Source organism: Curtobacterium sp. MCLR17_031 (assembly GCF_003234775.2).
Lineage (GTDB): Bacteria > Actinomycetota > Actinomycetes > Actinomycetales > Microbacteriaceae > Curtobacterium > Curtobacterium flaccumfaciens.
In genome coordinates this window covers 3,110,735-3,128,375 of sequence record NZ_CP126270.1, presented here as the reverse complement: position 1 = coordinate 3,128,375, position 17,641 = coordinate 3,110,735, and the positions used below count along the sequence as shown (strand labels likewise).

At 72.3% G+C, this 17,641-nt stretch carries 19 protein-coding genes; 8 read left to right on the top strand and 11 right to left on the bottom strand.

The window, feature by feature from the left end; genetic code table 11:
- Positions 1 to 88: 88 nt before the first annotated feature.
- The gene (locus tag DEI96_RS14765; protein WP_111024463.1) at positions 89 to 820 is read right to left on the bottom strand and encodes a response regulator; all 732 of its coding nucleotides are present in this window, start codon (positions 818 to 820) and stop codon (positions 89 to 91) included.
- Positions 802 to 2,076, bottom strand: a complete 1,275-nt coding sequence (locus DEI96_RS14760) for a sensor histidine kinase (protein ID WP_111024462.1) — start codon at positions 2,074 to 2,076, stop codon at positions 802 to 804. The genes DEI96_RS14765 and DEI96_RS14760 overlap by 19 nt, the downstream gene beginning before the upstream one ends.
- 65 nt (positions 2,077 to 2,141) lie before the next feature.
- Between DEI96_RS14760 and DEI96_RS14755 the strand changes: the two genes are divergently transcribed.
- Positions 2,142 to 2,480: a YciI family protein gene (locus DEI96_RS14755; RefSeq protein WP_111024461.1), complete on the top strand. Its 339-nt coding sequence runs from the start codon at positions 2,142 to 2,144 to the stop codon at positions 2,478 to 2,480.
- Here DEI96_RS14755 and DEI96_RS14750 read toward each other — a convergent pair.
- Positions 2,386 to 3,588: an MFS transporter gene (locus DEI96_RS14750; RefSeq protein WP_284183610.1), complete on the bottom strand. Its 1,203-nt coding sequence runs from the start codon at positions 3,586 to 3,588 to the stop codon at positions 2,386 to 2,388. The genes DEI96_RS14755 and DEI96_RS14750 overlap by 95 nt on opposite strands.
- A 62-nt stretch (positions 3,589 to 3,650) precedes the next feature.
- Between DEI96_RS14750 and DEI96_RS14745 the strand changes: the two genes are divergently transcribed.
- Both DEI96_RS14745 and DEI96_RS14740 read left to right on the top strand, forming a co-directional pair.
- Positions 3,651 to 4,238 carry a TetR/AcrR family transcriptional regulator gene (locus DEI96_RS14745; RefSeq protein WP_111024459.1) on the top strand — a complete coding sequence of 196 codons (588 nt, stop codon included), beginning with the start codon at positions 3,651 to 3,653 and terminating at the stop codon, positions 4,236 to 4,238.
- Positions 4,235 to 5,128, top strand: coding sequence for an alpha/beta hydrolase (locus tag DEI96_RS14740; protein WP_111024458.1), 894 nt, complete (start codon positions 4,235 to 4,237; stop codon positions 5,126 to 5,128). The genes DEI96_RS14745 and DEI96_RS14740 overlap by 4 nt, the downstream gene beginning before the upstream one ends.
- Before the next feature lie 155 nt (positions 5,129 to 5,283).
- On the opposite strand, the gene DEI96_RS14735 is transcribed toward DEI96_RS14740, so the two are convergent.
- The gene (locus tag DEI96_RS14735) at positions 5,284 to 5,766 is read right to left on the bottom strand and encodes an ATP-dependent zinc protease family protein (protein ID WP_027465989.1); all 483 of its coding nucleotides are present in this window, start codon (positions 5,764 to 5,766) and stop codon (positions 5,284 to 5,286) included.
- Positions 5,767 to 5,853: 87 nt separating this feature from the next.
- On the opposite strand from DEI96_RS14735, the gene DEI96_RS14730 reads away from it, so the two are divergent.
- Together DEI96_RS14730 and DEI96_RS14725 are read left to right on the top strand one after the other, a co-directional pair.
- The gene (locus DEI96_RS14730) at positions 5,854 to 7,047 is read left to right on the top strand and encodes a RimK family alpha-L-glutamate ligase (RefSeq protein ID WP_027465990.1); all 1,194 of its coding nucleotides are present in this window, start codon (positions 5,854 to 5,856) and stop codon (positions 7,045 to 7,047) included.
- A gap of 73 nt (positions 7,048 to 7,120) precedes the next feature.
- Positions 7,121 to 7,906, top strand: coding sequence for a hypothetical protein (locus tag DEI96_RS14725; protein WP_146246947.1), 786 nt, complete (start codon positions 7,121 to 7,123; stop codon positions 7,904 to 7,906).
- Between the two features lie 168 nt (positions 7,907 to 8,074).
- On the opposite strand, the gene DEI96_RS14720 is transcribed toward DEI96_RS14725, so the two are convergent.
- Positions 8,075 to 8,611: a hypothetical protein gene (locus DEI96_RS14720; RefSeq protein WP_111024456.1), complete on the bottom strand. Its 537-nt coding sequence runs from the start codon at positions 8,609 to 8,611 to the stop codon at positions 8,075 to 8,077.
- Positions 8,612 to 9,043: 432 nt separating this feature from the next.
- Between DEI96_RS14720 and DEI96_RS14715 the strand changes: the two genes are divergently transcribed.
- From DEI96_RS14715 to DEI96_RS14705, 3 genes are all read left to right on the top strand, one after another.
- On the top strand, positions 9,044 to 10,117 hold the full coding sequence (locus tag DEI96_RS14715) for a 3-oxoacyl-ACP synthase III (protein WP_042537701.1): 1,074 nt from the start codon (positions 9,044 to 9,046) through the stop codon (positions 10,115 to 10,117).
- Positions 10,114 to 12,891: an alpha/beta fold hydrolase gene (locus tag DEI96_RS14710; protein WP_258372938.1), complete on the top strand. Its 2,778-nt coding sequence runs from the start codon at positions 10,114 to 10,116 to the stop codon at positions 12,889 to 12,891. Before DEI96_RS14715 ends, DEI96_RS14710 begins: the two co-directional genes overlap by 4 nt.
- 115 nt (positions 12,892 to 13,006) lie before the next feature.
- Positions 13,007 to 13,996: an NAD-dependent epimerase/dehydratase family protein gene (locus tag DEI96_RS14705; protein WP_111024455.1), complete on the top strand. Its 990-nt coding sequence runs from the start codon at positions 13,007 to 13,009 to the stop codon at positions 13,994 to 13,996.
- On the opposite strand, the gene DEI96_RS14700 is transcribed toward DEI96_RS14705, so the two are convergent.
- The 6 genes from DEI96_RS14700 to DEI96_RS14675 form a co-directional block, all read right to left on the bottom strand.
- A complete protein-coding gene (locus DEI96_RS14700; protein ID WP_258372937.1) occupies positions 13,972 to 14,622 on the bottom strand; it encodes a gamma-glutamylcyclotransferase family protein in 651 nt (216 codons plus the stop codon). The two genes, DEI96_RS14705 and DEI96_RS14700, sit on opposite strands and share 25 nt — an antisense overlap.
- A 100-nt stretch (positions 14,623 to 14,722) precedes the next feature.
- Positions 14,723 to 15,139, bottom strand: a complete 417-nt coding sequence (locus DEI96_RS14695) for an MFS transporter permease (protein ID WP_111024454.1) — start codon at positions 15,137 to 15,139, stop codon at positions 14,723 to 14,725.
- On the bottom strand, positions 15,136 to 16,167 hold the full coding sequence (locus tag DEI96_RS14690) for an Asp23/Gls24 family envelope stress response protein (protein WP_181440570.1): 1,032 nt from the start codon (positions 16,165 to 16,167) through the stop codon (positions 15,136 to 15,138). The genes DEI96_RS14695 and DEI96_RS14690 overlap by 4 nt, the downstream gene beginning before the upstream one ends.
- Before the next feature lie 78 nt (positions 16,168 to 16,245).
- Complete coding sequence (locus DEI96_RS14685) at positions 16,246 to 16,419, bottom strand: CsbD family protein (protein WP_017885408.1); 174 nt, start codon at positions 16,417 to 16,419, stop codon at positions 16,246 to 16,248.
- Between the two features lie 82 nt (positions 16,420 to 16,501).
- Positions 16,502 to 17,065, bottom strand: coding sequence for an Asp23/Gls24 family envelope stress response protein (locus DEI96_RS14680; RefSeq protein WP_111024452.1), 564 nt, complete (start codon positions 17,063 to 17,065; stop codon positions 16,502 to 16,504).
- On the bottom strand, positions 17,062 to 17,637 hold the full coding sequence (locus tag DEI96_RS14675) for a DUF6286 domain-containing protein (protein ID WP_027465998.1): 576 nt from the start codon (positions 17,635 to 17,637) through the stop codon (positions 17,062 to 17,064). The genes DEI96_RS14680 and DEI96_RS14675 overlap by 4 nt, the downstream gene beginning before the upstream one ends.
- Positions 17,638 to 17,641: the final 4 nt, after the last annotated feature.

Here is a 17,641-nt window from a genome sequence, read left to right as displayed (position 1 = left end):
TGGGGTGCGGTGGTGGGCACGGTGCGGGCTGGGTGCGAGCCGGCACGGTGCGGGGTTGTTCGGCTCGTGCGGGTTCGGCCCGGCTCGGTCAGCCGGCGACGCCGTGTTCGAACGCCCAGACGACGGCCTGGATCCGGTCGCGCAGTGCGAGTTTCTGCAGCACGTTCGACACGTGGGTCTTCACGGTGGCGTCGCCGACGTAGAGCTCGCCGGCGATCTCCGCGTTGCTCAGGCCCCGGGCGAGGAGCCGCAGCACCTCGGTCTCCCGCTCGGTGAGCCCGGCGGCGGCGAGTGCGTCGTCGCCCGTCGTGGCAGTCGTGTCGGTCGTCGCAGTCGTCGCGGTGGTGGTCGCCGAGGGCTGCACCGCAGCCGACGCCGTCGCCCGGCTGATCACCCGGCGCGTGACGTCCGGCGCGAGCAGGGCGTCCCCGGCGGCGACGGTCCGCACGGCGTCGATCAGCCGCTCGGGGGAGGCGTTCTTCAGCAGGAACCCGCTCGCTCCCGCCTCGAGCGCCTGGAACAGCGCGTCGTCGCTGTCGAACGTGGTGAGGATGAGCACCGCCGGTGGGTCCGGTAGCGCCGCGATCCGCCGCGCGGCCTCGAGCCCGTCCACGCCGGGCATCTGCACGTCGAGGCACACCACGTCCGGACGGAGCTGCTGCACGGCCTCGACCGCCCCGGCGCCGTCCGCGGCCTCGCCGACCACACGGAACCCGGGCTCGGACTCCAGGATCACGCGGAACCCGGCGCGGACGAGCTCCTGGTCGTCGGCCAGCACGATGGTCAGGTCGGTTGTCGCGTTCACGTCGTCGGCAGCCATGCCCGCACCAGGTAGCCTCCCCGGGCTCGTGGCCCGATCTCGATCCGTCCGTCCACGGCGGCGACGCGTTCCCGCATCCCGACGTGTCCGAGTCCGCTGCCGGAGGTGCTCCGGGCGGCACGGGCACCGAGCCCGTCGTCCGTGACCTCCACCTCGACGCCGTCGTCCAGGTACCGCAGCCGGACGTCGGCGCGGGCGGTCGGGCCGGCGTGCTTCAGGATGTTCGTCACGGCCTCCTGCACGATCCGGTACGCCACCGCGGCCACCGTCGGCGGCACCGGGCGCTCGTCGCCCACGACGACGTACTCGGCGGGGTGGCCAGCCACCCGGGCGGACTCGGCCAGTTCGGCGATCCGCGTGATGCCCTCGGTGCTCGGGCCGTCGCCGTGCGGTGTCCCGAGGCCGACCGCGTCGTCGTCGGAGCGCAGGGTGCCGAGCATCCGCCGGAGTTCCTCCACCGCGGTGCGGGCGCTCTCCTCGACCACCCCGAGCGATGCCGACGCCTGAGCCGGGTCGCGGTCGATCACGCGTCGTGCAGCACCCGCCTGCACGCCCATCAGCGAGACGTGGTGGGCGACGACGTCGTGCAGCTCGCGGGCGATCCGGACCCGCTCGATCGTGACGGCCTGTGCTGCGGACCGCTCCCGCTCGGCGGCGAGTTCGGCGGTGCGTTCGGCGAGCTGGTGCCGTGCGACGGCGGAGACCCAGGCGCGGTTGCCGGCGTACCAGGCGGCGCCGAAGTAGATGACGTTGATGACGATGTTGAGCAGCGAGATCGCGACGTAGGGCGCCACGGGGGAGTCCGTGTCGTTCGGCAGCGCGTTCGGCGACGCCCACCCGAACGAGATCGCGACGAACAGCCACGCGAACATGCCACCGATGACGACCCAGCGCACCGCTTCGGCCCGCACCCGGTCGGAGCACCACGCGCCCACCGTGTACAGCGCGATGAAGAGCGTGAAGTTGACGAGGAAGACCTCGGGCACCTGGAGCAGCTGCGTCGCGGCGAACGCCACCGCCGACACCAGGGCCACCGACATCGGGAACCGTCGGCGGAACGCGATCGGGGCCGCGTTCGCGACGATCATCAGTGCCGAGACCCACCACTCGGCCTGGTCGTCACCGTAGGTACCGGCCGACCCGTACAGGAACGTCGTGACGGCGAGCCCACCGGCCAGCACAACTGCGAGCACCGCGTCCTGCCGGTACTCGTGCCGCCCCACCGGCAGTCGCGACCACTCCGCCGTCGTCCCCATGCAGGAAACGCTACTGGGTGCGCTCGACCAGGAGTAGCCTCCCGCCAACGAGCAGGGGAGACGCCATGCAGTTCCTCGTCAACGTCATCGACGACGGCCAGGCCGCCGCCGTCGGCGACACGTACTCCGCGACCGACGCGGAAGCCGCCGCGGTCGACGCCTTCAACCAACGGATGGCCGACGCGATCGTGTTCGCCGCCGGGGTCTCCGCACCCGCTGACGCCACCGTGATCGACGCCCGCGGGGGCGCGGCCGACACGGGCACCGGGCCCGCCAGCAACTCCGACGAGTACGTCGCCGGGTTCTGGGTCATGGACCTCCCGGATGCCGAGACGGCGGCCCGGGTGGCCCACCAGGCGTCACAGGCGTGCAACCGGAAGATCGAGCTCCGCCCGCTGCTCTGACGGCACGGACCCCACCCGGCCGAGGGACCACCGCAGGAACGGCGCTCGCCGCGGTCACACCTGCCCCGACCACGAACGTCGCGACGAACCCGATCGCACCGACGAGCGCCCCGGCACCCGCCGCACCGACGGCCTGCCCGAGCACGAGTGCGACGAAGAGCATCGACGTGCCCGCCGACGACCGCTCGGCATCGATCTCGGTCGTCCACGCGATCAGTGCCCCGGTCGCCGCCGTGTAGCCCCAGCCGAACACGGCACACGCCAGCAGTGCCGCGACCGTCGCTTGCGGCGCTGCCCCCAGCACGACGACGGCGACGGCGACCGACCCCGCCGTGACCGCCCAGAGCGTCCGGGCGCGCAGTCCGTTCGTCCAACGCGCGGTGACCACGACGGCCGCACCACCGATCCCGAGCGCGATCCAGGCCGACACCGAGACGACGACCGACGCACCGGCCTCCACCAGCGCCGAACGTCCGTAGGTCCAGACGACGGCGGACCCGGCCCCGAACAGCAGCGCCAGCACGAGGACCCCTCGGTGCGCCGCGAACCACGGAACACCGGGAAGTGGTGCCCGGGACGCGGCAGCCCCGCCGCGGGACACCGCGAGCAGCAGGGCTCCGACGGCCAGGGCGAACACCCCGGACACCGCCCAGGCCGTCCGCCAGTCGGGCAGCAGCACGAGGGCGAGCACCCCGGCGCCCACGAGCCCGGGGCCGGTGCCGGCGTTCACGATCGCCTGTGCTCGACCGAGCAGCGCCGACGGCACCTGCTCGGCGACGATCCGGACGAGGGCGGGGGACGCGAGTCCGGCCCCCGCCGACGCGGCCACGGCGCTGATGCCGAACGCCAGTGACCCGCCGGCCGTCGCCATGGCGATCGCGCCGACCCCCGCCACCAGGGTCGCGACCGTGACGAGCACGCGGGGCATCCGTGCGGCGAGCAGGAACCCGGCCACCGCACCGACGCAGTACAGCGCCGAGGCACCCGACGAGACCCACCCGGCGGCGTCTGCCCGGAGCCCCAGGTCGCGCTGCACGTCGGGCAGGAACAGCCCGTAGGCCAGCCGCACCAGCCCGTAGGTGGCGGCGATCAGGCCGAGTCCGCTCACGAGGAGCAGTCGCTGTCGTAACGAAAACGAGCGTTTCACTTTTCAGAGCCTAGGGTGCTCTCATGGTGATACGCCCAGGGACCGAGCAACGGCTGCTCGACGCCGCCGAGGAGCTCTTCTTCTCACAGGGCATCGCCGCCACCCCGATCGACGCGGTCCTCGAACGGGCCGGGGTCTCGACGGCCACGCTGTACCGCGGCTACGCGAGCAAGGAGTCCCTGGTCGCCGCGGCCCTCACCCGTCGCCACGAGGACTGGATCGCCACCTGGGACCGTGCGGTCGCCGCCGAACGGGACGACCTGGGCCGACTCCTGGCGGTGTTCGACGCCCTCGACGCCTACCGCTCGACGCCCACGGGCTCCCGCTGGTGTGCTTTCCTCGGCACCGCCGCCGAGTACGCCGACGCCCCCGCCGAGGTCCGACAGGTCCTGGACCTCGAGACCACCACGTTGCGCCGGCGACTCGTGGCACAGGCGGTGCCGGTGGTCGGTCCCCGTGCCGAGGTCCTCGCCGACCAGCTGCTGCTCATCGTCTCCGGTTACCTTGCGATGCGGTTGCGCGACCCCGCGCTCGACACGACGACGGCACGGTCCGTCGCCGCGTCCCTCATCCGGGAACACACCCCAGACGGAACGGCGCCCACCACATGACCCGATCGCGTGCTGCCACGATCACCCGCCGTTCCCTGCTGATCGGTGGCACGGGCGTCGTCGCCGCGGGAGCCGTGGCCGAGGGGATCAACCTCGGCCTGCTGCCCGGACGCTCGACCCTGTACCGGGTCCTCGGTCTGGACGGCACCGACGGCACGGTCCCCGACGTCGAGGCGGTCCCCACCGCCTCCGGCACCTTCGTGTCGGCAGCGCGGAAGGGCCGCACCGTCGGCTGGACGATCGCGGCCCCGGCATCCGACACCCCCTTGCCGGTGGCGGTCGCCCTGCACGGCTACGGCGACGACCACACCTCGTTCTTCGGGCGGAGCCTGGGCTACGACCGGTTCCTCGCAGCGCACGTCGCCGACGGAGGAGCACCGTTCGCGATCGCCTCGATCGACGGCGGCAACCGCTACTGGCACCGACGAGCCGACGGGGACGACCCCGCCGCGATGGTCGTCGACGAGTTCCTGCCCCTGATCGCCCGCCGCGGCTTCGACACGGACCGCCTCGCCCTGACCGGCTACTCGATGGGTGGCTTCGGCGCCCTCCGGCTCGCAGGGGTCCTCGGTGCCTCGCGCGTCCGGGCGGTCTCGGCCATCAGCCCCGCGCTCTGGAAGTCGGCCGCCGACACCGCCCGCGGCGCCTTCGACGACGCGGCCGACTTCCGCGCGAACACCGTCCTCGGGCGTCAGCGCGCCCTGGACGGTGTCGCCGTCCGCGTCGACTGCGGCAACGGTGACGGGTTCGCGCCGGCGGTGCACGCCTACGTCGACGGCTTCGACACGCCTCCGGCCGGGGGCTTCGAACCCGGCGCCCACACGCACGGCTACTGGCGCCGCCTGGCGCCCCAGCAGCTCGCCTTCCTCGGCCGCCACCTCGGTCACTGAGCCGACGAGCGCCCCGACCAGCGCGCCCGACCAGCGCGCCCGAGGCGCGCGTCGAGGCGGACGGGAGGCCCGTGGCGGCCCCGCACCGCGCCTCCAGGCCGTCAACCGGTCACCGCAACGGCCCGTGCTGCGTGACCAGGAGCGCCCAGGAGCGCTCAGGCGCGACCGCGGTTGCGGCGCCGGATCTCCTTCGGAGCGCGCCCGGCCATGAAGGACCGTGCAGGATCGACGAGGAAGCCCTGCCGGAGCGCCTCGCGACCGACGAGCATCCGGAACCCCATCTGGTCACGGTTGCTCAAGGTGACCTCGGACTCGACGACCTGCCCGGCCAACGCGATCCGCGTGCGGACGACGATGCGCTCCTGGGTGTGCCCGGTCGAGCTGCGGACGATGCGGCGGTCGTGCACGTCGCACTCGATGGTGGAGGCGTCCGCATCGGTGTCCTGCCAGGGGTGCAGCGAGAACCGGACCCGCTCGCCGGGCAGTTCCTCGAGGTCGAAGGCGTGCAACGCGGAGCTCCGGGCGCCGGTGTCGAGCTTCACCTTGATCCACGGCACGCCGAGGTCCGGCAGTCCCGCCCACTCCCGCCACCCGGCGACGACGAGCCCGCTGTCGGAGGACTTCGGAGCGCGGGCCATGTGCCCATCCTGTCGCATGCTCCGTGGCCACGTCCGCATGCTTTGATGGGGCGTCGCCGTCGATCCGACCCAGCGGAGAACCCCTCGATGAAACTCGCCATCCTGTCGCGCGCGCCCCAGGCGTACTCGACCCAGCGCCTCCGCGCAGCGGCACTCGACCGCGGCCACGAGGTCAAGGTGCTCAACACCCTGCGCTTCGCGATCGACCTGTCCGGTGACGACCCGGACCTGCTCTACCGCGGCAAGCTGCTGAGCGACTACGACGCCGTGCTGCCGCGCATCGGCAACTCGATCACCTACTACGGCACCGCCGTGGTGCGCCAGTTCGAGCAGATGGACGTCTACACGCCGAACACGGCGAACGGCATCACGAACTCGCGCGACAAGCTCCGGGCGAACCAGATCCTGTCGCGGCACGACATCGGCATGCCGGCGACGACCTTCGTGGCCGGCCGCAACGACGTGCGCGGCGCGATCGAACGGGTCGGTGGCGCGCCCGTCGTCATCAAGCTCCTCGAGGGCACGCAGGGCATCGGCGTGATCCTGGCACCCGAGGCGAAGGTGGCCGAGTCGATCGTCGAGACCCTGCACTCCACGAAGCAGAACGTCCTGATCCAGCGGTTCATCGCCGAGAGCCGCGGCCGTGACATCCGGGCCCTCGTCGTCGGTGACCGGGTCGTGGCGGCGATGCGTCGGACCGCCTCGGGCGACGAGTTCCGCTCCAACGTGCACCGCGGCGGCACCGTCGAGAAGGTCACGCTCTCGCCCGAGTACGAGGCCGTGGCCGTCCGCTCGGCGCAGATCATGGGCCTCAAGGTCGCCGGCGTCGACATGCTCGAGGGCAACGACGGGCCGCTCGTGATGGAGGTCAACTCGTCGCCCGGGCTGGAGGGCGTCGAGCGCGCCACCGGCCTCGACATCGCCGGTGCGATCGTCGACTTCATCGCGAACCAGGTCGCGTTCCCCGAGATCGACGTCCGCCAGCGGCTGTCCGTCTCGACCGGCTACGGCGTCGCCGAGCTCCTCGTGCACACCAACGCCGACCTGGTCGGCAAGACGATCAAGGAGTCCGGGCTCTGGGACCGCGACATCACGGTCCTCACGCTGCACCGCGGCTCGAACGTCATCCCGAACCCGCGCAGTGGCGTCGCCCTCGAACCGGGCGACCGCCTGCTCTGCTTCGGCAAGCTCGAGGAGATGCGGTCGATGATCCCGGAGCGTCGCAAGCGGCGCGCGAAGGTGCGGAAGCTGCCGAAGGAGCCGTTGCAGACCGAGGGCTGACTTCAGAAATCACCCACGGGAAGAAGTATTATACCGTGGCTAACTCTGTCCACAGAGACCAACCCTGCGGAGCGTGACGATGGTGCAAAGTCGACGGCCAATTGCAATCGGCGCCCTGCGCGCGGGTGCTAGCCCCCTGGCCGCTCTGGCGGAGGCTGCAGAAGAGCCGTACTTGTGGCAGGGGAGTAGCTCCCTCAGGCACAGCCAGCGCGCAGGGGGCAGTGGCGGTGACGCGTTCGATCTAGAACTGGCGCGTGATTCGCAGTACGCGGTGGAGTGGCTCGGGCAGTGGCGCGAGCCACTCCCGACCGGCTCGCCGAACGTCGACATTGCCCGATGGTGCGAGCAGGCCTGCGGCGACCACGAAACGCCAGCTTGGTGGTCAATTCCACTCGCGCCGAACGTTCTCGTCACCTCGAGCGCCGTCGATCAGATCCCGCTCCTGCTCCTCGTGAACGAAGACGATTGGGGACGTGAGAACGCCATCGTTCATCACGTGAAAACCCCAGACGCTGCGCACATTTACGAGATCGACGGCCCCGACGCGTGGACTGCGCTCGTGCAGCGAGCCCCGATGGAGGTAACGGCAGCCAGGGGATCTAGCTGGGGCGGCAGTGTCCCTGGAACCGCATGGTTTCTACCAGACTGGTCCGCTATCGCTAGGGAGTTCGATGGCGTGCACCTGTCGGTCGGCGGATACCTCGACACGGCAGGCATCCCCCTGCCCGTTGACGGTGGCATGACCATGCTTGCGGGGATGTCACCGGACTCCACCGTCTGGTTGCGCGGTCCGCTCGCCACCGACAGCAGCTACCGGGTGCGGCGTCCAGGCGATGAGTGGATAGTCGTTCCGGTCTAAGTGCTCCTGAGTGACTCAGGTGAATTCCTGGAAAGCTCAATTTATTAGTGAAGCGCAAAACGGGCAGTCCCATCGCGGGGCTGCCCGTTTTGCAAACGTCGATGTGATCGTCATCCGTACCATCGTCCCAAGAGCCCGCGCGGTCTGTGCTCTTTCAGGGCGCGCGCTTCAATGGCTGGCATCAACAGTGCCGTCCCAGCGCCCCCTGACGTCGCCCAACGCCATTGCCGCCCAGCCGCCCTGCAGTGCGTAGATCGCCGCACCGCGGAGCCGGTAGGTCACGCTGACGAGCTCACAGACCAGCGCGATCATGTCCGCGGCATTCGTCGTCGTGAACTCCTCGCCGTTCCGGTTCAGCCTCAAGAGCTCCCAGTCCTTCGTGAAGAGATCCTCTCGGAGCAGGTCGTGCACGAAACGGTTCCGGCGCTGGTAGACGGTGCGAGCTGCGTCGAGGGTCCCGCTGACGAGCGGGCGCTCGTCGTTCGACAGTCGGTCGGTGGCGGCTACCTTCGCCTCGCACTCGTCGACGTTGGTCTGCAACCGGTCGGGCGCGTCTCGGAGCGCATCGACTTCGCCCACGCCGTCCAGGGCGGCGTTGAGGAACCGCAGGGCGATGTCCATGCGGGTCGTCTCCGTGGACAGTCGCCCCAGCAGGAACGTGCGTTGGTCCGCCGGAGGTAGTGCGTACAGCGCGTCGAGATCCATGACGGCATCGTGCCAGGCGAGCGATCCACAGCTCACGACTGACGGCGCGACCAGCGCTACCGTCGCTTGGTCAGTTCGCGGCCGATCTGCTCCACCGCCGCGTCGACGCGACCGCGCGGCTTGGGCGTCCGGTGGGTCACGAGGCGTCCCGGCCCGCGCCGGTGTCGCTGACGACGGAACAGCGGGGCCGCCGAGAGGGCGCGCCAGCGCCCGCTCGGCGCCTCATGAGAAGCTGCCACATCAACAATGAGGTTCGGGCGGCACGGCGTGCGGTATCTAGCGGTACGTAGCCCGCATCGCGATCTGTCATAAGACGATTACCGCCCTCTGAAATATTCATTGCACGTGCGAGAGCTGCTTGGATCCGGAGCCGTCCAGCGCATCCGGATCGCGCACACAGGCCAGATGCGGAAGTATGTGTCGGTGACGATCATGACGGAACGGCCGGTCGACCAGGCATCGAGCAGTGAACCGGAGCAGCCCGGCAACGCCACGGCGAAGCACCGGAACGTCTCACTGCTCTCCGTGGCGACCACCACGGCGGAGCGTGTGACGACCTCGGCCGACATCGAGGCCAAGCTCCGCGGGGTCCTCCGTCGACTCCGTCTGCCGATGGGACTGCTCGAGCGCGTCGCCGGGGTCATCGAGCGTCGCAACTGGGGCGAGGGCCAGACCTTCCAGGACGCCGCGATCGACGCCGGCCGCCGTGCCATGGCCGAAGCCGGGGTCCGTCCGGACGAGATCGGGTTGCTCATCAACACCTCGGTGACCCGTCCGCACCTCGAGCCGTCGGTTGCCGTCCGCCTGCACCACGGCCTCGGGCTGCCGTCGTCCGCCATCAACTTCGACATCGCGAACGCCTGCCTGGGGTTCGTCAACGCCATGAGCGTCGCCGCGGGCATGATCGACTCCGGGCAGATCAAGTACGCGCTCGTCGTCGACGGCGAGGACGCCGACCAGGTGCAGCTCAACACCATCGACCGCCTGAACCAGGGCGGCCGGAACCGCAAGGACTTCATGAGCGAGTTCGCCAGCCTGACCCTCGGGTCCGGTGCCGCGGCGGCCGTGCTCGGCCCGGCGGACCTGCACCCCGAAGGACACCGGATCGTCGGCGGCGTCACCCGCGCGGCGACCCAGTGGTACGACCTGTGCGTGGGCAGCGTCGACGGCATGTTCACGGACGCGAAGATGCTGCTCAAGGGCGGCATGGAGCTCGTCGTCGCCGCCTGGACCGAGGCCCGCGCCCACTTCGACTGGGCCGACATGGACCGCTACGTGCTGCACCAGGTCTCCGACGTGCACACCAACGCCTTCGTCGAGGCGATCGGCATCCCGCGCGACAAGGTCCCCACCACCTACCAGCGGTTCGGCAACGTCGGCCCCGCGTCGATCCCGATCACCCTCGCCGACGAGGTCGCCTCCGGCGGCATCCGTCGCGGTGACCGCGTGTTCCTGGGTGGCGTCGGTTCCGGCATCAACACGGCGATGATGGAACTCCACTGGTGACGTCCCGGCTGCCCCGCGTCGCCGCGAGCACGGCTCCGGCGACGCAGCCGCCCTCCCTGCCCGGCCTCGACCCGGCCTGGTCGCGTCTGGTCACGGTCCCCGCGTGGTCTGCAGAGCGGACGGGAGGCACAGATCGCGCCGCGCGCACCTGGCACCTCCTCGACACGGCCGGGTCCCTGGCCGCGCTCGGCGTGGAACCGGTCGGCACGATCCTCTGCGTGCACGGCAACCCGACCTGGTCGTACCTGTGGCGGTCGGTGCTCCGCACCTCGCTCGAGGTCGCGCAGGCCGGCGGACCGGCCTGGCGTGTGGTCGCCGTCGACCAGCTCGACATGGGCTTCTCGGAGCGCACCGGCGTCGAGCGGGGACTGGCGCAGCGCGTCGCGGACCTCGGAGCCCTGACCGACGAACTCGGGCTGACCGGACCGGTCGTCACCCTCGGCCACGACTGGGGTGGTGTCGTGTCGCTCGGTTGGGCGGTCGACCACCCGGACGTCCTGGCCGCCGCGATGACGTGCAACACCGCCGTGCACCAGCCCGACGACGCCCCGATCCCGGCACCGCTGCGGCTCGCCCTCGGCCCGGGGATGCTCGGCCGCGCGACGGTCGTGACCCCGGCGTTCCTCGAGACCACCCTGGCCATCGCGCACCCGAAGCTCGACCGTGCCACGGCCGACGGCTACCGGGCGCCCTACCGCGGTGCCGCCCGTCGCGGTGGCATCGGCGGGTTCGTCGCGGACATCCCCGTCGACGCCCGGCATCGGAGCGCACCCGAACTCGACCGCATCGCCGCCGGGGTCGCCGCGCTCGACGTGCCGGTGCTCCTGCTCTGGGGTCCGCGCGACCCGGTGTTCCTCGAGCGCTACCTGGACGACCTGACCGAACGCGTGCCGCACGCCGACGTCCACCGGTTCGAGGGTGCCGGACACCTGCTGCCTGATGACGCCGACGTGGCGGGCGCGGTGTTCGACTGGCTCGGTGACCGCCTGCCGGACGGCCGCGGTCCTGCGCAGGCCCCCACGGGCCTCTCCCCACCGGCACGGCCGGCCCGCCGCTGGCGCGTCGCTCCGGAACCGGCGGCGTGGGCCCAGTCCGACGCCGTGGACCCGGGCCAGCCCGCACCGGCGACCCCGCCGCTCTGGGCACGGCTCGACGAACTGCGTGACAGTGACGAACCCGCGCTGGTCGAGATGGCCGCCGCCGGTGGCCCCCGCACGATCACGTGGCGGCTGCTCGCCCGACGGGTCGACGAGATCGCCGCTGGCCTCGACGACCTGGGCGTCCGCAGCGGCGACCGTGTCTCGCTCCTGGTGACCCCCGGTGCCGACCTGACCGCCGTCCTGTACGCCTGCGTGCGGATCGGCGCGGTCGTCGTCGTCGCGGACGCCGGTCTCGGACTCGGCGGCCTGACCCGCGCGGTCCGCGGAGCCCGACCCGACTGGATCATCGGCGCGCTGCCCGGGCTCGGTGCCGCGCGTGCCCTCGGCTGGCCGGGGCGCCGCATCGCGACGCTCTCGCTGCCCGCACCGGCACGGAAGGCACTGCGGGTGGAGCACACGCTCGTCGACGTCGCCCGACGTGGTGCCCGCCGTCTCGCCCACGGCGCCGCGCTGCCGGCGGCCCCGTCGTCGGACGCTCCCGCCGCCGTGCTCTTCACCTCGGGGTCGACCGGCCCGGCGAAGGGCGTCGTGTACACGCACGGGCAGCTCAGCGCCGTCCGGGACGCCCTTGCCACCCAGTACGACGTCGGGGTCGGTACAGGGCTCGTCGCCGGGTTCGCACCGTTCGCGCTGCTCGGCCCGGCCCTCGGGGCGCGGTCGGTCGCGCCCGACATGGACGTCACCGCGCCGCGCACCCTGACGGCGAAGGCGGTCGCGGCCTCGGTCGCCGCGGCCGACGCCACCGTGGTGTTCCTGTCGCCGGCGGCCCTGGCGAACGTCGTCGCGACCGCGTCGGAGCTCACCGACGCCGACCGCCAGGCACTGAAGGGCGTGCGGCTGTTCCTGTCGGCCGGGGCTCCCGTCTCGGCTGCGCTGCTCACAGCGGCGACCGAGCTGATGCCGAACGCCAGTGCCCACACCCCCTACGGCATGACCGAGGGGCTGCTCATGACGGACGTCGACCTCGACGGGGTCCGTGCCGCCGGCCGGTCCGACGACGAGGGGATCTGCGTCGGGGTGCCGGCAGCGAACGTCCGCGTCCGCATCGCACCGCTCGACGGTTCGGGTCGCTCGACCGGAGCGCTGACGGACGAGCCCGGGGTCACCGGCGAGATCGTCGTCGCGGCACCCCACGTGCGCGACCACTACGACCGGCTCTGGCGCACCGACCGGGTCTCGCGCCTCGGGGTCGACGACCCGCGCGGGCACCGCACCGGGGACGTCGGACACCTGGACGCCGCGGGACGGATCTGGGTCGAGGGCCGGCTGCAGCACGTGCTGGTGACTCCGGACGGGGTCGTCACGCCGGTCGGGCCGGAACAGCGGATCGAGGGCGTCGACGGTGTCGGACGTGCCGGCGTCGCGGGCATCGGGCCGATCGGCACCCAGCAGGTGGTGGCCGTCGTCGAGACCGACCCTGCCGTGCTCCGGGCCGGGCTGGCGTCGCCGTCGCTCGCCGCAGCGGTCCGTGCCGCCGCCGGAGTCCCACTCGCCGCGGTGCTCGTCGTGCCCGTGCTGCCGACCGACATCCGGCACAACTCCAAGGTCGACCGCACCCGGCTGTCCCGCTGGGCCGGCTCGGTGCTGTCCGGCGGACGGATGGTCCGTCCGTGATCGGCGCGTTCTCACGCGCTCACCGACACCTCACGGGCCGTCGGGGGCGTGAGGTGTCGGTGAGCACGAATCGCCGACCCGTCGCGGTTCGAGACGGCGGACGGATGGTCCGCCCGTGAAGGTCCTGGTCACCGGGGCCAGCGGGTTCCTCGGGCAGGCCACCGCCGCCGCCGTGCGGGACGCCGGGCACGAGGTCCGGACGTTCCAGCGCCGTCCATCCGGTGTGCCCGGGGTGCAGGACGTCGCCGGCACGATGACCGACGACGCCGCGGTCGCCCGCGCGGTCGACGGGGTCGAGGCCGTCGTGCACCTGGCCGCGAAGGTGTCACTCGCCGGGGACCCGGCCGACTTCGCCCGGGTCAACATCGAGGGCACGCGCTCGCTGCTGCAGGCCGCCCGTGCAGCCGGCGTCGGGCGCTTCGTCTTCGTGTCGTCGCCGTCGGTCGCGCACACCGGGTCGTCGCTCGTCGGTGCCGATGCCGGTCCGGCTGAACCGTCCCGTGCTCGTGGAGACTACGCCCGCACCAAGGCCGCGGCGGAGCTGCTGGCACTCGACGCCGACGCCCCGGACTTCGCCGTCGTGGCGGTCCGGCCGCACCTGGTGTGGGGTCCGGGTGACACGCAGCTCGTCGGACGGATCGTCGAGCGTGCCCGCGCCGGACGGCTCCCGCTGCTCGACTCCGGCGCCGCGCTCATCGACACGCTCTACGTCGACAACGCCGCGACGGCCATGGTCGCGGCGCTCGAACGCGTCACGGACGACGGCGTCCACGGCAACGCGTACGTCGTCACGAACGGTGAGCCCCGCCCGGTCGCCGACCTGCTCGCCGGCATCTGCACGGCGTCGGGCGTCCGACCGCCGCAGTGGCACGTGCCGGCCGCGGTCGCGCGGGCCGCGGGCTCCGTGGTCGAGGCCGTCTGGCGCGTCCGGCCGGGGGAGGACGAACCGCCGATGACCCGGTTCCTGGCCGAACAGCTGTCGACCGCGCACTGGTTCGACCAGCGACGGACCCGGCAGGACCTGCGGTGGACCCCGTCGGTGTCGATCGACGAGGGGCTCGAACGGCTGCGCGCCGCGGCTCAGGCCTCGTCGGCCGCCACGTAGACCCAGGCAGTCCAGCCCGAGGCCAGCGTGACCCGGATGCGCTGGTAGTCGGCAACCTCGTAGCCGTCGACCGCGCGGAGCTGCCACTCGTACCCGAGCGTCAGGGCCACACCCTCGACGACGTCGCCGGCAGAGCCGCGGCGGAGGATCGGGTGCCGGTCGGAGCCGCTCGTGCGGATGACGTCCGGGTCGGTGATCGTCACCCAGTCGAGCCGCCAGCCGGGCAGGGAGTCCGGGGTGGTGGGGACGTGGTCGCCGAACAGTGACTCCTGCACGAGCGGCTGCTGGAGCGTGCCGTAGGAGAAGACCCGGTGCGTCTCGCCGGGGCGCGGCGTCGGACGCTTGACGGGACGCGGAGCGATCGCAGGGGTCGAGGTCCAGACGAGTGCACCGGCCAGTCCGGTCAGGCCGAGGTGCAGCAGCCCGATGATGCCGAGGGCGCTGCCCCAGGAGATCCCGGAGTCGTCGCCGAGGCAGCGGGACCGGGGCCAGACCTCGGAGTCGGAGAGGCACCCGTACCGGTTCGTGACCCCGACCACCAGACCGATGACGCCGACGACGAGACAGACGAGCGCGAACGCGCCGAGACCGATGACCCAGCGCTGGCCGGGGGAGAGACGCTTCACGTCGCGAGGCTAGCGGACGGGCAGTGGACCGGAGGACCACCCGGGTGCGCCGACCGGGTCGGGTGGGGCGGGCCTCCAGGCCGGGACCGTGAGCACGACGTCAGCCGGTGAAGCGGGTCCAGAGCTCGGTGACGATCGGCCAGACGTCGCCGGCGCGGTCGGCGGACCCGACGGCGACCAGGACGACGGGGACCAGGGTGACCGCCAGGCTCACCAGGACGGCGAGCACGACGGCGGTCGTCGCGGTGGCGGTGTGCCGGCGGGTCAGGGCGAGCAGGAGCAGGCCGAGCACCACGACCGCACCGAGCAGGGCGATCAGGGTGACCCGGACGAACGGGAACGGCACGAGACCGGCAGTGGTGGCGGTGACCCCGCCGAGGAACCCGACCAGCGGCAGGAACCCGCCGACCGCGATGGCCATCACGAGGAAGACCCCGATGCCGCCGGCGATCCAGACGCCGCGGGGTCGGGGGCGCCGGTCGCGGGACCGGCGCCCTCCGGACCAGGCGGTGGTCACGGCTGGTCCCGGTGACGGGGAGCCGCGGCGGCATCCGCTGCCGCACCGGCGGCGACGGCTGCGTCGTCGGCAGCGTCCGCCGCGGCATCGGCAGCGTCGGCGGCCCGCTCGCGGGTCGTGCCGGCTGCGTCGACGACGACGTCACGGGCCTGCTCGGCGGCGTCCTTCGCGGACGATGCCGCATCGGCCGCCTGCTCCGATGCCCGAGCCAGGGACTCCGAGGCGGCGTCATGCACACGCTCGCCCGTCTCGGCGGCGGCGTCGACGGCACGCTTCGTCGTGTCGGCGGTGGCGTCGGCAGCGCGCTTGGTGGCGTCGGCTGTCGCGTCGGCGGCCTGCTTGGTGGCGTCGGCTGTGGCGGACGCGGCCTGCTTGGTGGCGTCGGCTGTGGCGGACGCTGCCTGCTTGGTGGCGTCCGCAGTGGCCGACGCGGCCTGCTTCGCCACGTCGGCCGTGGCGTCGGCGGCCTGCTTCGTCGCGTCCGCCGTGGCCGTCGCGGCGCGCTTGGTGGCGTCCGCGGTGGTCTCGGCGGCCTGCTTGACGGCCTCGCCGGTCGACTCCGCCGCCTGCTTCACGGCATCGGTCGCCTGCTCGGCGGCGCGGCCGAGCGGGGACTGCTCGTCGTCGAACGGTCCGTGCACGTCGAGGACGCGCACGTCGACCGAGGTGCGGAGGTCGGACAGCTGTCGGGTGGCTGCGGTGACCTGCTGCCGGACCTCGGCGGCGACGTCCAGCACCGGGTGTGGGTAGCTGACGACGACGGCGACCTGCACGGCGAGCACACCGTCCTCTTCGTCGACCTGCACGCCGGCGGTGCCCGCCGAGCGGCCGAGCTGCTTCCGCAGCTGGTCGGCGGCACGGGCGGCGATCCCGCCGAGGTGGTGCACGCCGGGCACGCCGAGCGCGGTCTCCGCCGCGGTGCGCGCGACGATCGTCGCGGTGCTCGCGTCGTCGGGCAGCGGCTCCGTCAGTGCTGCGGGCAGGGTCACCTCGGTGACCTGCGTGTTCGCATGGGGGTCGTGCTGCATGGTTCCTCCTCGTTCGGGATCTGCGCGGGGACGCATCGGGGCACCCGTTCGACGGGTGCCCCGATGCGGTCGTGCGACCTACTTCTTGAAGACGTCCTTGACGTCCTCGCCGGTCTGCTTCGCGCTCGCAGCGGTCTGGTCCTTCTTGCCTTCGGCGACCTTGGCGTCGTCGTTGGTCAGGTTGCCGACGGCTTCCTTCGCCTTGCCGGCGAGGTCCTGAGCGGCGTTCTTGATCTTGTCGTCGAGTCCCATGACGGGTCCTTTCGTGAGTGGGCGTGCGCCCGGTGGTGTGGTGGTGGGCCGGGAGGCCCGGGGTGCGTCCGGCTGACGGGTGTCAGTGGACGCGGGTCGACTTCGCGAGCGCGGAGCGGGTACCGCCGGTCAGGTGCACGAGCACCGGGACCGGACGGCCGAGGGTGCGGTCGAGGACCGCGACGGCTCGGTCGACGGCGTCGAGCACGCTGACGGCGTCCCCGCCGCGGCGGACCGCGACACGGATCCGGGCGGCGCGCTGCCGGCGGACGAGGTAGGTGTCGACCCGGGAGCCGACCACGTCGCGGACACCCGCGAGTTCGTGCTCGAGGACGTCCCGGACGAGTGCGACGTTGACGGTGACCGCATCGTCGCCCGAGTGTTCCCGGACGGCGACGGACGTGCCGCCACCACCGCGGGTGAACACCCACACGAGCGACAGGACGATCACGAGGGCCGCGGCCCCGGCGACGATCCACAGCGTGGACGCGGGGACGTCGAGGCTGCGGGGGAGGTCGACGTACGGCTTGACGGCGTCCTGGACGGCGGGCAGCACACCCGCGCCCATCGCGATCCCGACGACGACGGCGACGAGGCCGAGGATGAACAGGATGATCCGGTTGAGGGTCCGGTTGCTCTTGGTCATGCGAGGGTTCCCTTCTCCTCGACCCGGACGCGGACGCGTCGGCCGAAGCGCTCGTCGAGACCGCTCAGACGCTCCACGACGGCGGCGCGGACGCTCGCCTCGTCGACCGGCACACCCGTGACGGGGACGATGCGGACCTCGGTGGAACGGCCACGGGCGGTGGCGGAGGCGTTCCCCTCGGGGACACCGGCCGCCATGCCTGCAGCGTTCGCCGCGGTGGAGGCGACGATGCGGGCGTCGATGACGACCGCACCGCGCTCGTGTTCGACGACCGATCGGTGCTGGCGGCCGGGCTTGAGCGCCAGGACGACCAGCACGACGCCGAGGACGACGAGCACACCCGCGATGACCTCGACGATGGTGACGAACGCGGCGTCCGGACGGAGCGCCGTGTCGACCACGGTCTGGGGGTCGGCGACCAGCGGCGGGCGTCCGATGGCGCTGAGCACCGCCTCGGTGCCGATCCAGGCGGCCACCAGGGCGAGCACCACGAGTGCCACCGCCACTGCTGTGGAGCGGGAGCGGTGCACGCTCCGACGACGGATGCGTCGTTCGACGGAACCGTTGCTCATGATG

Bases quoted from the DNA above. Each gene is read 5' to 3' on its own strand.
- DEI96_RS14690 (WP_181440570.1), bottom strand. From the start codon at position 16,167: ATGCAGCACGACCCCCATGCGAACACGCAGGTCACCGAGGTGACCCTG.
- DEI96_RS14730 (WP_027465990.1), top strand. From the start codon at position 5,854: ATGAAACTCGCCATCCTGTCGCGCGCGCCCCAGGCGTACTCGACCCAG.
- DEI96_RS14680 (WP_111024452.1), bottom strand. From the start codon at position 17,065: ATGACCAAGAGCAACCGGACCCTCAACCGGATCATCCTGTTCATCCTC.
- DEI96_RS14735 (WP_027465989.1), bottom strand. From the start codon at position 5,766: ATGGCCCGCGCTCCGAAGTCCTCCGACAGCGGGCTCGTCGTCGCCGGG.
- DEI96_RS14745 (WP_111024459.1), top strand. From the start codon at position 3,651: ATGGTGATACGCCCAGGGACCGAGCAACGGCTGCTCGACGCCGCCGAG.
- DEI96_RS14740 (WP_111024458.1), top strand. From the start codon at position 4,235: ATGACCCGATCGCGTGCTGCCACGATCACCCGCCGTTCCCTGCTGATC.
- DEI96_RS14685 (WP_017885408.1), bottom strand. From the start codon at position 16,419: ATGGGACTCGACGACAAGATCAAGAACGCCGCTCAGGACCTCGCCGGC.
- DEI96_RS14675 (WP_027465998.1), bottom strand. From the start codon at position 17,637: ATGAGCAACGGTTCCGTCGAACGACGCATCCGTCGTCGGAGCGTGCAC.
- DEI96_RS14765 (WP_111024463.1), bottom strand. From the start codon at position 820: ATGGCTGCCGACGACGTGAACGCGACAACCGACCTGACCATCGTGCTG.
- DEI96_RS14755 (WP_111024461.1), top strand. From the start codon at position 2,142: ATGCAGTTCCTCGTCAACGTCATCGACGACGGCCAGGCCGCCGCCGTC.
- DEI96_RS14715 (WP_042537701.1), top strand. From the start codon at position 9,044: ATGACGGAACGGCCGGTCGACCAGGCATCGAGCAGTGAACCGGAGCAG.
- DEI96_RS14760 (WP_111024462.1), bottom strand. From the start codon at position 2,076: ATGGGGACGACGGCGGAGTGGTCGCGACTGCCGGTGGGGCGGCACGAG.
- DEI96_RS14720 (WP_111024456.1), bottom strand. From the start codon at position 8,611: ATGGATCTCGACGCGCTGTACGCACTACCTCCGGCGGACCAACGCACG.